At 57.3% G+C, this 13,649-nt stretch carries 9 protein-coding genes; all 9 read right to left on the minus strand.

The window, feature by feature from the left end; all coding sequences use genetic code 11:
• The 9 genes from rplW to rpoB all read right to left on the minus strand — a co-directional run bounded on the left by rplW (position 1) and on the right by rpoB (position 13,555).
• Positions 1-279: a 50S ribosomal protein L23 gene (rplW, locus tag WHS88_06670; protein MEJ5259855.1), complete on the minus strand. Its 279-nt coding sequence runs from the start codon at positions 277-279 to the stop codon at positions 1-3.
• Positions 280-291: 12 nt separating this feature from the next.
• Positions 292-924, minus strand: a complete 633-nt coding sequence (rplD, locus tag WHS88_06675; protein MEJ5259856.1) for a 50S ribosomal protein L4 — start codon at positions 922-924, stop codon at positions 292-294.
• A gap of 33 nt (positions 925-957) precedes the next feature.
• Positions 958-1,608, minus strand: a complete 651-nt coding sequence (gene rplC / locus WHS88_06680; protein MEJ5259857.1) for a 50S ribosomal protein L3 — start codon at positions 1,606-1,608, stop codon at positions 958-960.
• Positions 1,609-1,657: 49 nt separating this feature from the next.
• Complete coding sequence (gene rpsJ / locus WHS88_06685) at positions 1,658-1,972, minus strand: 30S ribosomal protein S10 (GenBank protein ID MEJ5259858.1); 315 nt, start codon at positions 1,970-1,972, stop codon at positions 1,658-1,660.
• 372 nt (positions 1,973-2,344) lie between these two features.
• Positions 2,345-4,426 carry an elongation factor G gene (gene fusA / locus WHS88_06690; GenBank protein ID MEJ5259859.1) on the minus strand — a complete coding sequence of 694 codons (2,082 nt, stop codon included), beginning with the start codon at positions 4,424-4,426 and terminating at the stop codon, positions 2,345-2,347.
• 111 nt (positions 4,427-4,537) lie between these two features.
• A complete protein-coding gene (gene rpsG, locus WHS88_06695) occupies positions 4,538-5,014 on the minus strand; it encodes a 30S ribosomal protein S7 (GenBank protein MEJ5259860.1) in 477 nt (158 codons plus the stop codon).
• 55 nt (positions 5,015-5,069) lie between these two features.
• Positions 5,070-5,435, minus strand: coding sequence for a 30S ribosomal protein S12 (rpsL, locus tag WHS88_06700; GenBank protein MEJ5259861.1), 366 nt, complete (start codon positions 5,433-5,435; stop codon positions 5,070-5,072).
• A gap of 31 nt (positions 5,436-5,466) precedes the next feature.
• Complete coding sequence (gene rpoC, locus WHS88_06705) at positions 5,467-9,735, minus strand: DNA-directed RNA polymerase subunit beta' (protein ID MEJ5259862.1); 4,269 nt, start codon at positions 9,733-9,735, stop codon at positions 5,467-5,469.
• Positions 9,736-9,799: 64 nt separating this feature from the next.
• A complete protein-coding gene (rpoB, locus tag WHS88_06710; protein ID MEJ5259863.1) occupies positions 9,800-13,555 on the minus strand; it encodes a DNA-directed RNA polymerase subunit beta in 3,756 nt (1,251 codons plus the stop codon).
• Positions 13,556-13,649 lie beyond the last annotated feature (94 nt).

A 13,649-nucleotide genomic window follows, 5' to 3' on the forward strand; every position in this document is an offset into this window, starting at 1 on the left:
TTAATACAAATCAATCCGATACTCATCCTGCAGCACAACCCAGGCCTTCTTCCACGCCTTGGTATGAGTCAGAAAACGCCCGCGGCGCCGCGGTTTGCCCTTGACATGGGCCGTCCGCACATCCCGCACCTTCACATTGTAAATCTTCTCGATCGCCTGGCGAATCTGAATCTTATTGGCCTTTGGGTTCACTTCAAACGCATACACATTCCGCGCATTGGCAAAATGCATGCTTTGTTCCGTAATAATCGGCCGAACGATAATGGCATATTCATTCACGGCTGTTCCCCGTTAATTCGTATGGGTCTGTCGGTTCACGACGGACAAAAACGCTTCTTTCGTAAACAGCATTTTCTGTCGGTTGCAGATATCCCCGGCATTCAGGTCCGAAACCACCATCACATCCACTTTCGGGATATTGCGGGCGGACTTATAGAGATTCACATCCTGGCTGGGAATCGTCACCAGACAGCTTCGATCAATCTTCAGATTCTTCAGAACCCGTGCAAACTCTTTTGTTTTGGGTTCGGAAAACGCCAGCTCATCCACCACAACCACCTGGCCGCTCTGGAGCTTGGCCAGAATCGCCGAATCCCGCGCCAGCTGGCGCTGCTTTTTGGGCATCCGCTGGCTGAAGTCCCGCGGCAGCTTCGCAAAGGCCACACCGCCGCCCCGACGCGAACAGGTGCGAATCGTACCCATTCGGGCATTTCCGGTACCCTTCTGCCGATACAGCTTCCGCGTGGACCCTTCCACACGACCGCGGTTTTTCGTCGCCGCCGTTCCCACACGCCGATTGGCATGATACATCACAATCGCCTGCTTCAGCAGGGCCGCTCGAACATGACCGCCCAGGACCTCTTCATTGACCTGAATACGGTCCACTTCCTGCCCTTCTCGATTGTACACTGCTACATCAATCATTGCTCTTACCAGCCTTCCGTTCTGAAAGGGCTTTTACTTCTTTGTCTTTGCGGTTCGGATTTCCACATATCCGCCGGAAGGACCGGGGACCGCCCCCTTGACCGCCAGCAGATTGTTTTCCGAATCAATCCAGACCAATTTATGATTGCGGCTGGTCACCCGGTCCATTCCCATATGACCGGCCATCCGCTTTCCTTTCTTGATATTTCCGCCGTGACCGCGGTCGCTTCCGTGGCCGCTCAGCGAGCCGGGCGAGCGGTGCTTGCGTTCCGTTCCGTGTGAGGCCGGCTGGCCGCCGAACCCATGCCGCTTCATGACACCGGCAAACCCCTTGCCCTTGCTGATGCCGCTGACATCCACATACTGGACGCCCTCAAAAATCTTCACATCCAGCAAAGCCCCCGGCTTGTACTCCTCTTTCGGCTGCTCCGCCAGACGCCATTCGCGGATAAAACGCTTGACCGTCGCGCCCGCCTTGTCCGCATGTCCTTTTTGGGGCTTCTTGACTCGGGAGGGCTTGACATCATCATACCCCAGCTGCAGAGCACAATAGCCGTCCTTCTCCGGGGTCTTTACCTGAAGAATCGTACAGGGACCGGCCTGGAGAACCGTCACCGGGGTCATCCGGCCCGCCTCATCATAAACCTGTGTCATTCCGACTTTTTTACCGAGCAACATCACCATGGTCGAAATCCTTGTTTGGGGTCGCTGTCCGCTCCTGCGGGTGCCCTCATCAGGCCTTTATCTTAACAAAAACGCCCGCAGGAACCACAAGCCGGTTGAGGGCTTCGACCGTGCGGGCATTGGCATCATAAATATCAATCAGACGCTTATGGGTGCGCATCTCAAACTGTTCCCGGGATTTCTTATCCACATGCGGGCTGCGAAGCACTGTGTACCGCTCAATCCGGGTCGGCAGCGGAATCGGTCCGCTCACCAGTGCATTGGTGCGGCGGGCCTGTTCGACGATTTCCTTGGCGGAACTGTCCAACGCCCGATGGTCATAGGCCTCCATCCGGATACGAATTCGTTCGGTTTCGCTTGCCATGACTGTCCCTTACTCTTTGTCTACCTCTTTTGTCTTTATTATGGAAAGCGGAACAAATTAACCGCTTTTGTCTTATAAGACAAGAAAATTTTCGACAAAAAACGGATTTTTCACTTATCAATCCGCTTTTTGACCTTTTTCAGGCAGGAAAGGCACTCGTTAGGGCCTCCCTTATGAGCGGTCGCCTTCTTTCAGACGCCATCGAACAGGTTTTCGCCAAATCCCTTGCCTGTTCGGATTGCCCTTTCGGGCTTTCTACCGTCCATGCACTTGTTTTCTCGACATGGCGGCTCCAACTCGATACGCAAAGAAGTCCATTCTCTGCTCGCTAAGCCGCAAAAACAACCTATATAACTTTCTTACAAAAATCTGTCAATATCCTAAAAGAATTTTTTCTGAAATTTGTTCCGGCACCCGCTCGTAGGTCAGCGGTTCCATCGTAAAGCTTCCCCGACCGGCCGTCGCCCCGCGAAGCTCCCCCGAATAGCCGAACATCTCCGCCAGCGGCACGCGGGCATCAATCACCCGGGTCGTCCCGTGCAGTTCCGTATGGGTAATCACCCCGCGACGGGATATCAGATTGCCCTGAACGGCCCCAAAATATTGGTCCGGTATAATAATCTGCACCCGCATAATGGGCTCGAGCAGAATCGGCTGGGCCTTTGAGAGGGCGTCCCGAATCGCCAGCACGCCGGCCTGTTCAAATGCTAAATCAGAGGAATCCACTGTATGATACGAGCCGTCCAGAAGCGTAACCTTAATCCCTACAACAGGATAGCCAGCCAGCGGTCCGCTTCCCAACCCTTCCCGAACCCCGTTTTCCACAGACGGAATATACTCTTTGGGAACCGTTCCGCCGATAATGGCATTGACAAAGACATTCTCCCGACACAACACACCGTTTTCATCCAGATTGGGCTCCGCCCGAATAATCACATGGCCGTACTGACCGCGCCCGCCCGTTTGTTTAACGAATTTGCCTTCTCCTTCGGCCGATACGCTGATGGTCTCTTTATAGGCCACACGCGGCTTGCCAACCCGTACATCCACGCCCAAATCCCGGATTAATTTATGCTGGAGAATCTCCAGATGCAGCTCGCCCATCCCGCTGATGAGGGTCTGGCCGGTCTCTTCATCGTAGGTATGGTCAAAGGTCGGGTCTTCACGCCGCAGAATCCGAAGGGCCTCGCCGAGCTTGGTTCGGTCCGCCGCCGACTTCGGCTCAATCGACATACTAATCACCGTTTCCGGAAAACGGATGCTTTCCAGCTGCACCGGATAATGCGTATCCGTCAGCGTATCCCCCGTCAGTGTCTCTTTGAGCCCCACAACCGCCACAATCTCGCCGGCCCGCGCTTCCTCCAGCAGAAACCGCTCATTGGCGTGCATCTCAAAAATCCGCGTAATATTCTCTTTGCGGTTTCGGTTGGTATTCAGAACCCGGCTGCCTTTACGGAGTGTGCCCTGATAAATCCGCAGAAAATACAAATCTCCGTGCTTGTCCGCCGTAATCTTAAACGCCAGCGCCACGAACGGCTTTTTCTCATCCGGAACAATTTCGACTTTTTGCTCCAGCTTTTCGCCACGAAACGCAATCGCCGGCGGACGGTCCAGCGGCGAAGGCAGGAAATCGCACACGGCATTCAGCAGGCGCCGAATTCCCATATTCCGCAGCGCCGCCCCAACCAGCACCGGATGCAGTTTCCCCTCCACGGTGCCCTTTCGAATCGCCCGATACAGCCACTCCGCCGAGACCGGACGGTCATGCAGATACGCATCCAGCAGTTCTTCATCAAATTCCGCCGCCGCCTCAATCAAATCATGCCGTGCCACCTGCGCATGGTCTTTCAGCGAATCCGGAATCGGCTCCTCGCGCCAGTCCGCCCCCACCTCCAGCTTGTCGTAATAGAACGCCTTCTCTTCAATCAAATCCACCAGTCCGACAAATTCACTTTCCGCCCCAATCGGAATCTGAATCGGAACCGGATGGGCCTGCAGCTTCTCCCGGATGCTGGCCACACACATATCAAAATCAGCCCCGATTTTGTCCATCTTATTAACAAAACACAAACAGGGCAGACCGTATTTTTTCCCCTGCCGCCAGACCGTCTCGCTCTGCGCCTGAACCCCCTCGGAGGCATCAAAAACAGCGACCGCCCCATCCAGTACCCGCAAAGACCGCTCGACTTCCGCCGTAAAATCCACGTGACCCGGTGTATCAATCAGATTGATGATATGTCCGTTCCAGAAACATTTGGTGGCCGCCGAGGTAATGGTAATACCCCGCTTCTGCTCCTCCTCCAGATAATCCATCACGGCGGTACCTTCGTGGACCTCGCCGATTTTATAGGTCTTTCCGGAAAAATACAAAATCCGCTCACTGACGGTCGTCTTGCCCGCGTCAATGTGCGCCATAATTCCGATATTTCTCAGTTTTCTCAGTCGTTCACTCATCGTGGAAGAAATTCCTTATTTCGGATAGTTTCGAATGTCTATCCTGTTTTCGAATAAAAAAACTGCCACGGTTTTTTCAGGTCAAAAACCGTGGCAGTCTGACAGCTGCAATTACCAGGCAAAGTGAGCAAAGGCCTTGTTGGCTTCCGCCATTCGATGCACGTTCTCGCGGGTTGTAATGGCGGTTCCTTCCTTCTTATAGGCATCCATCAGTTCCGAAGCCAGGCGGATATGCATCGGCTTTCCGCCCTTGCCGCGGGCCGCCGCAATAATCCAGCGGAAGGCCAGCGACTGCTGCCGGGCCGGGCGCACCTGCATGGGCACCTGGTAGCTGGCGCCGCCGACTCGCTTGCTGCGCACCTCCAAGAGAGGCTTGACGTTCTCCACGGCCGTTTCAAACACTTCCAGCGGCGGAACATCCGGCATTTTCTCCTGGATAATCTTCATCGCCTCATAGAAAACCTTGCTGGCCTTGCTCTTTTTGCCGTCCCACATCAGGCAGTTGATGAATTTGGAGACGGTCTTGCTATGATAAACCGGATCCGGCTTTAACATTTCGTAGGAAGCTGTAAACTTTTTTGTTGCCATACATTCACCTTTGCTCTTGTCTTACTGGCCCAAACCGTTTCCCAAAGCCGGCTCCTTAGGCCTTCTTGGCTCCGTACTTGCTGCGTCCCTGCTTGCGTCCGGCCACGCCGGCGGCATCCAGAACGCCGCGAATGATATGATAACGCACACCGGGCAGGTCGCGAACACGGCCGCCGCGAATCAGCACCGTGCTGTGTTCCTGCAGGTTGTGGTCGATGCCCGGAATATACGCGGTCACCTCTTTGCCGTTGGTCAGACGCACACGGGCTATCTTTCGCAGAGCCGAGTTCGGCTTCTTGGGCGTCTGGGTTCGAACAATCAGACAAACCCCCCGCTTCTGCGGGCTGCCGCTGATATCCGAGATTCGCTTCTTGCCTTTTTTCTTCCGGCCTTGTCGTACCAACTGATTAATTGTAGGCATTGTAACTCCAAATCCAATCGTTTCCTGCGTTTTATTCCAGACCCAGCGCGGCCTTGACCGCCCTGTCTTTTGCAGCCTCGGCTTCTTTGGCCTCGCGAAGCTCCTCCAGCTGCTTGGGCACCGGCGGTTCGGCCAAATGCTTGATCCGCATATCCAAATACCGCTTGAAGGCGGTTCCTGCCGGGATCAGGTGTCCCAAAATGACGTTTTCCTTCAAACCCAGCAAATAATCCACTTTACCGGCCAGCGCCGCCTCTGTCAAGACCTTTGTCGTTTCCTGGAAGCTGGCCGCCGAAATGAAGCTTTCCGACTGCAGGGACGCCTTTGTAATGCCCAGCAGCAGCGTGTTGGCCGTGGCCGGACGCGGCTTTTTGCCCTTGGCGGGCGTTCCGCCCAGCATGGCGGCCTTTTCATTGGCCGCTTCCAGCACCTCTTTGGAGACCAGCTGGCCTTCCTGGAGGTCCGTATCGCCCTTTTCCACCACCCGCAGACTCTTGCTCAATTCCGCATTGACACGGCGGAATTCCGACTTCTCCACCACTTCCCCGGGCAGGAACGGGCTGTCGCCGACCGATTCAATCTCCACCTTGTTCATCATCTGAGCGATGATGATTTCAATGTGTTTGTCATTGATATTCACGCTCTGCGCCCGGTACACGTTCTGAATCTCCCGCAGCAGATACCGCTGCAGGGCTTCCTCACCCTTGATGCGCAGGATATCGTGCGGCACCAGCGGCCCGTCCGTCAGGGCGTCGCCCGCCTGCACGTGGTCGCCGGTGTGGAAGTTCAGATGCCGGTCGCGCGGCACATGGTGTTCCTTTTCCATGCCGCTTTCGTTGCGGATGATAATCGTCATCTTGCCGCGGCGCTTGTCGGCCTTCAGCTCCACGACACCGCTGATTTCCGCCATCGCCGCCGGCTCTTTGGGCTTGCGGGCCTCGAAGATTTCCGTTACCCGCGGCAGACCGCCCGTAATATCCTGCGTGCCGCTGGTGCTGCGAGGCAGACGGGCCAGCAGGGTGCCGGCCTTGACTTCCTGCCCTTCCTCGACCTCCACACGGGCCTTGGCGGGCAGATAATGAACATCCAGAATCTTGCCGTCTTTGTCCTCGATAATCACCTGCGGGTGCTTGTCCCCTTTGTGCTCGATAATCACCGGCTTGCCGCGCTGCCCCTTGCGCTCTTCTTCCAGCCGCATCGTTTCGCCTTCGATCACATCCACCAGACGAACCATGCCGGCTACTTCCGCCAGAATCGGAACGCGGTGCGGGTCCCAGGCGAACAGACGCTCGCCCTTCTTGACCCGCTGGCCTTCCTGTACCAGAATCTCGCCGCCGTACGGAACCTTAAACCGTTCCAGTTCGCGGTCTTTCTCATCCACCAGAAGCATCTCGCCGCTGCGCTTGAGGGCCACCATCTTCTTCTGGCCTTCTTCTTCCGTTTCCACAACGTTCAGGTCCAGGTATTTGACGATGCCGTCGCGCGGGGCCTTCTGGTCATTCTCAATCAGCGTCACCGCCGCAATGCCGCCGGTGTGGAAGGTTCTCATCGTCAGCTGGGTTCCGGGCTCGCCGATTGACTGGGCGGCGATGATGCCCACCGCCAGCCCTTCCTCCGCCAGCTGACCGGTGCTCATATCCCATCCGTAGCACTTGGCACACACGCCCAGCGGGCTCTCGCAGGTCAGCGGGCTGCGCACGCGAATCGCCTCCAGGCCCAGCTGCTCAATCTTCTCCGCCGCTTCCGGCGTAATCACTTCATTTTCCCGGACAATCATCTCGTCCGTAATCGGGTTGCGGATGTTGTCGCGGGCCGTGCGGCCGATAATCAGCTGCTTGAGCGGCACATCCACCGTCTCGCCCTTGTACACCGTCGATTTCGTAATCCCCTGCAGCGTGCCGCAGTCATGCTCGCGGATAATCACATTCTGCGCCACATCCGCCAGTTTTCGCGTCAGATAACCCGAGTCGGCCGTCTTGAGGGCTGTATCCGCCAGCCCCTTGCGGGCTCCGTGCGTCGAGCTGAAGTATTCCAGCACGTTCAGACCCTCGCGGAAGTTCGACTTAATCGGCGTTTCGATAATCTCTCCGCTGGGCTTGGCCATCAGGGCCCGCATGCCGGCCAGCTGCTGAATCTGGTCGATGCTGCCGCGGGCACCCGAATGACGCATCACCCAAATCGGGTTCAGGTAGGGCTTGCCGTCGCGGATGTCGTTCTGCATTGCCCGCATCATCGCATTGGTCACCTGAACGCGGGCATGGGTCCAGGCGTCAATAATCTGGTTGTAGCGCTCCCCTTCCGTCAGAACGCCCGCATTGAAGTTCTTCATAATGCGGTCGACCTTCTTCTGGGTCGCTTCGATAATCGCCTGCTTCTCCGGCGGAATCCGCAGGTCCATCAGGCCGAAACTCATCCCCGACAGGGTTGCCTGCTTGAAGCCCAGCTCCTTGATGTCGTCCAGCAGATGAATTGTCGCTCGGCAGCCCGCTTTTTTGTAGGTATCCTCAATCACCTGGCCCAGCCGTTTCTTGTCCATCACAATGTTGTAGAACGGCAGTTCCGGCGGCAGGATGTCATTAAACAGACACCGCCCGGGCGTCGTCTCAATCACCGGACCTTTTTCCCGGCCCCGCTCGCCCAGCACTTCCTTGCCTTCCGGCAGACGAACCTTGACCCGCGCATGCGGGCTCACAACGCCCAGATTCAGAGCCGTTATCGCTTCCATCGGGTCGCGGAAGCACATTCCCTCGCCCTTCTGCTTGTCCGCCATATAGGTGATGTAGAAGTTGCCCAGCACGATATCCTGCGAGGCATTGAGCATCGGCGAACCGTTGGCGGGCGAGAAAATGTTGTTTGTGGACATAATCAGCGTATGCGCTTCCACCTGCGCCTCGATGCTCAGCGGCAGATGCACCGCCATCTGGTCGCCGTCAAAGTCCGCGTTAAAGCCGCCGCAGACCAGCGGGTGAAGCATAATCGCGTTGCCCTCCACCAGCACCGGCTCAAACGCCTGAATGCCCATCCGGTGCAGCGTCGGAGCCCGGTTCAGCAGAACCGGATGCTGATGAATCACTTCCTCCAGAATATCCCAGACCTGCTCATCCCGCCGCTCGAGCATCCGCTTGGCGCTTTTGATGGTATCCGCCAGACCGCGCTCTTTGAGCTTGCGGATGATAAACGGCTGATACAGTTCCAGGGCAATCTTTTTGGGAAGACCGCACTGATACAGCTTCAGGTGCGGACCGACGACAATCACCGACCGGGCCGAATAGTCGACCCGCTTGCCCAGCAGGTTCTCGCGGAAGCGTCCCTGCTTGCCCTTGATCATGTCCGTCAGACTCTTGAGCGGACGGTTGTTGCTGCCCAGCACCGGCCGGCGGCACCGCCCGTTGTCCAGCAGCGAATCCACCGCCTGCTGCAGCATCCGCTTTTCGTTGCGGATAATCACTTCCGGTGCATTGAGGTCTATCAGCTTCTTGAGACGGTTGTTGCGATTGATGATGCGCCGATACAAATCGTTCAGGTCGCTGGTGGCGAAATTGCCGCTTTCCAGCTGCACCAGCGGCCGCAAATCCGGCGGAATCACCGGAATCACCTCCAGCACCATCCACTCCGGCTTGTTTTCACTGGCCCGAATCGCATTCACCAGCTTCAGACGCTTGGTCAGGTCCTTAATCTTCTGCTTGCTGGTCGTCTCGTTGATGGCCGCCCGAAGCTCCTCGCTCAGCGCCGCCAAATCCAGCTTGCTGAGCAGCTCTTTGATGGCTTCGGCCCCCATCGATGCCTTAAAACAGTTGCCGTATTTGCTGATGGCTTCCCGATATTCATCCTCCGTCAGCAGCTGCTTGGCCTTCAGCGGACTCTGTCCGGGGTCGGTGACGACGTAGTCCTGAAAATACACAATCTTTTCAATGTCCGTCGTCTTCATCCCCAGCAGCGTGCTCAGCCGGCTCGGCATCGCCTTGAAAAACCAGATATGCACCACCGGTGCCGCCAGGTTGATATGCCCCATCCGCTTGCGCCGAACGCGGCTGTGCGTCACCTTCACCCCGCACCGGTCGCAGATAATTCCCTTGAATTTCGTCCCCTTGTATTTCCCGCAGGCGCATTCCCAGTCCCGCTCCGGACCGAAAATCCGCTCACAGAACAAGCCGTCCTTTTCCGGCCGATAGGTTCGGTAGTTGATCGTCTCGGGCTTGCGGACCTCCCCGAACGACCAGCTCCGAATGTCATTCGGACTGGCCAGCGAAATCTTCACCGAACCGTAATCATTGATTCGATCGTAAATCGTCTCTGCCATAATAGGACCCGCTCCGTTTTCTATCCTGTTTCCTGTTTGTTATCGCACCCAGCCTCAACCCCGCTTACAGCGGCACGGCCCCCAGCCGCTTTTTCTCCAGCTGGATATTCAGGCCCAGCCCCCGGATTTCATTGCAGAGCACATCAAACGAAATCGGTGTGCCCGCCTCCAGAGTATTGGTGCCCTTGACCATCGATTCATAAATCTTGGTGCGTCCTTCAATATCATCGCTCTTGACCGTCAGCAGCTCCTGAAGCGTATAGGCCGCTCCGTACGCCTCCAGCGCCCAGACTTCCATTTCGCCGAACCGCTGGCCGCCCGTGCGGGCCTTGCCGCCCAGCGGCTGCTGCGTAATCAGACTGTACGGTCCCGTCGAGCGGGCGTGAATCTTGTCATCCACCAGATGATGCAGCTTCATCATATAGATGTAGCCGATGGTCACTTCCTGGTCAAACGGCTCGCCCGTCCGCCCGTCATAAATCCGCGTTTTGAGCATCGGCGGAATCTGCGTAAACAGCTCGTCCGCCGGCGGCGCCTGCTTCTTCTCTTCGATCTCTTTGATGCGGCTGCGGACATGCTCGTTGGCCTCTTCGATGACCGCCCGGATGTCCTCTTCCGTCGCCCCGTCAAAGACCGGGGTAATCGCATCAAAGCCCAGCACCTTGGCCGCCCAGCCCAGATGCGTCTCCAGAATCTGGCCGACGTTCATACGGCTGGGCACACCCAGCGGATTCAGACAGATATCGACCGGCGTGCCGTCTTCGAGGAACGGCATATCCTCCACCGGCATAATCTTGGCGATGACGCCCTTGTTTCCGTGACGGCCGGCCATCTTGTCGCCGACCGAAAGCGTCCGCTTGGTCGCCACATACACCTTGACCATCTCCAGCACGCCGGCCGGCAGTTCGTCGCCGTGTTTGAGCCGGTCCAGCTCGTGCTTTTTCTCTTCCTGAAGGGCCGTAATATTCGGCCAGTACCGGTCCACAATCTTCTGGGCATCCTCCCGCAGCTTGGCCGGCTTAATCCAGGAGATGTCAAAGTTCTCCACCTGCTCATACAGCACGTCGATGTTGTCGCTGACGCCGACCCGCTGCTTGGTATTCGGGTCCACCACCTCAATGCCCAGCTCCCGGTTGATTTCCTCCATCATTTTCCGGAAGACAGCGCACTCTTTGGCAATCATTTCTTCTTCATACTTCTTCATCTTCTGCTTCTGCTGCTTGCGCTGCTCTTCCGTGCCGCCGCCGCGCCGCATAAAGTGGCGCGTCTTGATGACAACGCCTTCAAAGCCGCTGGGCACCTCCAGCGAGTCGTTCTTGACATCCTCGCCGGCCCGGCCGAAAATCGCATGCAGCAGCTTCTCTTCCGGCGTCAGCTCCGTCTTGCTCTTAGGCGAAACCTTGCCCACCAGAATATCCCCCGGACCGACCCGCGTGCCCTCCCGGACAATTCCGTTTTCATCCAGGTTGCGGAGGGCCTTTTCGCTCACGTTCGGAATATCCCGCGTAAACTCCTCGCGGCCCAGTTTGGTATCCCGCACCTCGACGGTGAATTCATCGATATGAATGCTCGTATAGACATCATCCTGCACCAGCCGCTCGCTGATGAGAATGGCGTCCTCAAAGTTGTATCCGTCAAACGGAACAAACGCCGCCAGAACATTCCGCCCCAGCGCCAGCACGCCGTTGCTGGTGCCGCCGCCGTCGGCGATAATCTGGCCCTTCTTGACCTTCTCGCCGAGCCGGACAATCGGCTTCTGATTCAGACAGGTCCGCTCGTTGAGCCCCACAAACTTGTGCAGCCGGTACTCATCCGTGCCGTTGATGACGATGCGGGAAGCATCCACCGCCGTCACCGTTCCGGCCTGACGCGCGCGAACCACCATGCTCGAGTTCTGCGCCACCGGCTCTTCCATTCCGGTCCCCACCAGCGGCGGCTCGGTCACCAGAAGCGGCACTGCCTGCCGCTGCATGTTCGAGCCCATCAGCGCCCGGTTGGCGTCGTCGTGTTCCAGGAACGGAATCAGCGCCGCCGAGACCCCGACAATCTGGCGAGGCGAAACGTCCACGTAATTGACCAGCGAGCTGTCCACCTGCGTCAGGTCGCCCTTTTCCCGGGCCAGCACCAGCCCGTCCCGCAGCTTCATCGTCGCCGGGTCAATCATGCTCGGCGGGGCAAAAATCGCCTCCATCTCCTCATCCGCCCGCAGATACACGATTTCATCCGTTACCTTTTTGTCCTTGACCTTTCGGTACGGCGTCACCAAAAAGCCGTATTCATCCACCTTGGCGAAAATGCCCAGCGAGACAATCAGACCGATGTTCGTGCCTTCCGGCGTTTCAATCGGACAGACACGCCCATAGTGGCTGATGTGCACGTCGCGTACTTCAAAGCCCGCACGCTTGCGGTTTAGTCCGCCCGGCCCCAGCGCACTCAGACGCCGTTCGTGCGTCAGCTGGCTGAGCGCATTGGTCTGGTCCACCACCTGGCTCAGTTCGCCCCGTCCGAAGAAAAACTCCACACTGCTGGAGACGCTCTTGCTGTTGACCAGGTCGGCAATCCGCTCAATCTCCTCCGGCGACTTCATGCTCATCCGCTCCTGGACCGTCCGCCGAAGCTTCAGCAGCCCCTTGCGAATCTCCGAAGCCGCCAGCTCATCAATCGTCCGCAGCCGCCGGTTGCCCAGATGGTCAATATCATCCACCTGGCCTTTATTGCTGCGAAGGTCCAGAATGTACCGAATCGTATTGATGAAATCCTCCGCCCGAAGCGTCATCTCCCGCTCGTCCACGTTCTGATGGAACTTGCGGTTCAGACGGAAACGCCCTACCGCTCCCAGCCGGTAGCGGTTTGTATCAAAAAACTTCTCCTCAAACAGCGCCTTGGCCTTTTCAAGCTGGGCCGGATTGCCCGGACGCAGCCGGGCATACAGCTTCAGCAGGGCCTCTTCATGGCTGTCGCAGCCGTCCTCCGCAATCGTGTTGAGAATCAGCGGGTCGGACGCCTCGCGAATTACCTCCACCGTTTCCAGGGAGCTGGCCTGAATCGCCGTCACCGCATCGCCCAGCTGGGCGCCGGCTTCGACGAGAATCTCTCCCGTCTCCGTGTCCACAATCGGACCGACCGCCCACATCGTCGGCTCCAGCTTTTTGACCTTGACCGTCTCGGTCTTGTAGAACAGCCGCAGCAGGTCCTCGGTCTTGCTGTATTTCTCATCCATCGCCCGCAGGAAGGTCGTCGCCGGAATCTTGCCGGACTGGTCAATCCGAATCACCAGCACGTCCTTTTTGGACACCGACATTTCAATCCAGCTGCCCCGTTCGGGAATAATCCGCGCTCCGTGCAGAATCCGGTCCCCGTCCTTGCTGTCAATCACAAAATCCACGCCCGGACTGCGGTGCAGCTGATTGACAATCACACGCTCGGCCCCGTTGATGATGAATTCCCCGCCGCCGATCATCACCGGAATCTCGCCCAGGTAAATGCCCTGCTCGGCCACAACGCCGGCGTCCTTGCGTTTCAGCCGGCAGTGAATCTTCAGCGGATAGCCGTACGTCAGCCGCAGTTCCCGGCACTGTTCAATCGTATAGCGCGGCTTTTCCAGTTCGTAGCCCAGATATTCCAGCTCCATCGTCTTGTCATAACTGACGATGGGAAAGATCTCCCGGAAGAGGGCCTCCAGGCCGATATCCTTCCGCTTGGACATCGGCACATCCGCCTGCAGAAACCGTTCATAACTGGCAATCTGCACTTCAATCAGATTCGGAATCGGAACTGCATCCCCGATTTTCCCGAAAACCCGGACCGTTCGTGATTTCATTCGACCTTATCTCCCTTTGGATCCGCTCAATCCGCTTTGGGCTGTCAGCTGGTTGATTTCAAGATGCCGCTTTCCAGTTCACCCGGGCCGCCCA

The organism is Anaerohalosphaeraceae bacterium (assembly GCA_037479115.1).
GTDB lineage: Bacteria > Planctomycetota > Phycisphaerae > Sedimentisphaerales > Anaerohalosphaeraceae > JAHDQI01.

Excerpts from the sequence above, each read along its gene's own strand:
- rplD (MEJ5259856.1), bottom strand. The coding sequence starts at position 924 with ATGATTGATGTAGCAGTGTACAATCGAGAAGGGCAGGAAGTGGACCGT.
- rplC (MEJ5259857.1), bottom strand. The coding sequence starts at position 1,608 with ATGGTGATGTTGCTCGGTAAAAAAGTCGGAATGACACAGGTTTATGAT.
- rpsJ (MEJ5259858.1), bottom strand. The coding sequence starts at position 1,972 with ATGGCAAGCGAAACCGAACGAATTCGTATCCGGATGGAGGCCTATGAC.
- fusA (MEJ5259859.1), bottom strand. The coding sequence starts at position 4,426 with ATGAGTGAACGACTGAGAAAACTGAGAAATATCGGAATTATGGCGCAC.
- rpsG (MEJ5259860.1), bottom strand. The coding sequence starts at position 5,014 with ATGGCAACAAAAAAGTTTACAGCTTCCTACGAAATGTTAAAGCCGGAT.
- rpsL (MEJ5259861.1), bottom strand. The coding sequence starts at position 5,435 with ATGCCTACAATTAATCAGTTGGTACGACAAGGCCGGAAGAAAAAAGGC.
- rpoC (MEJ5259862.1), bottom strand. The coding sequence starts at position 9,735 with ATGGCAGAGACGATTTACGATCGAATCAATGATTACGGTTCGGTGAAG.
- rpoB (MEJ5259863.1), bottom strand. The coding sequence starts at position 13,555 with ATGAAATCACGAACGGTCCGGGTTTTCGGGAAAATCGGGGATGCAGTT.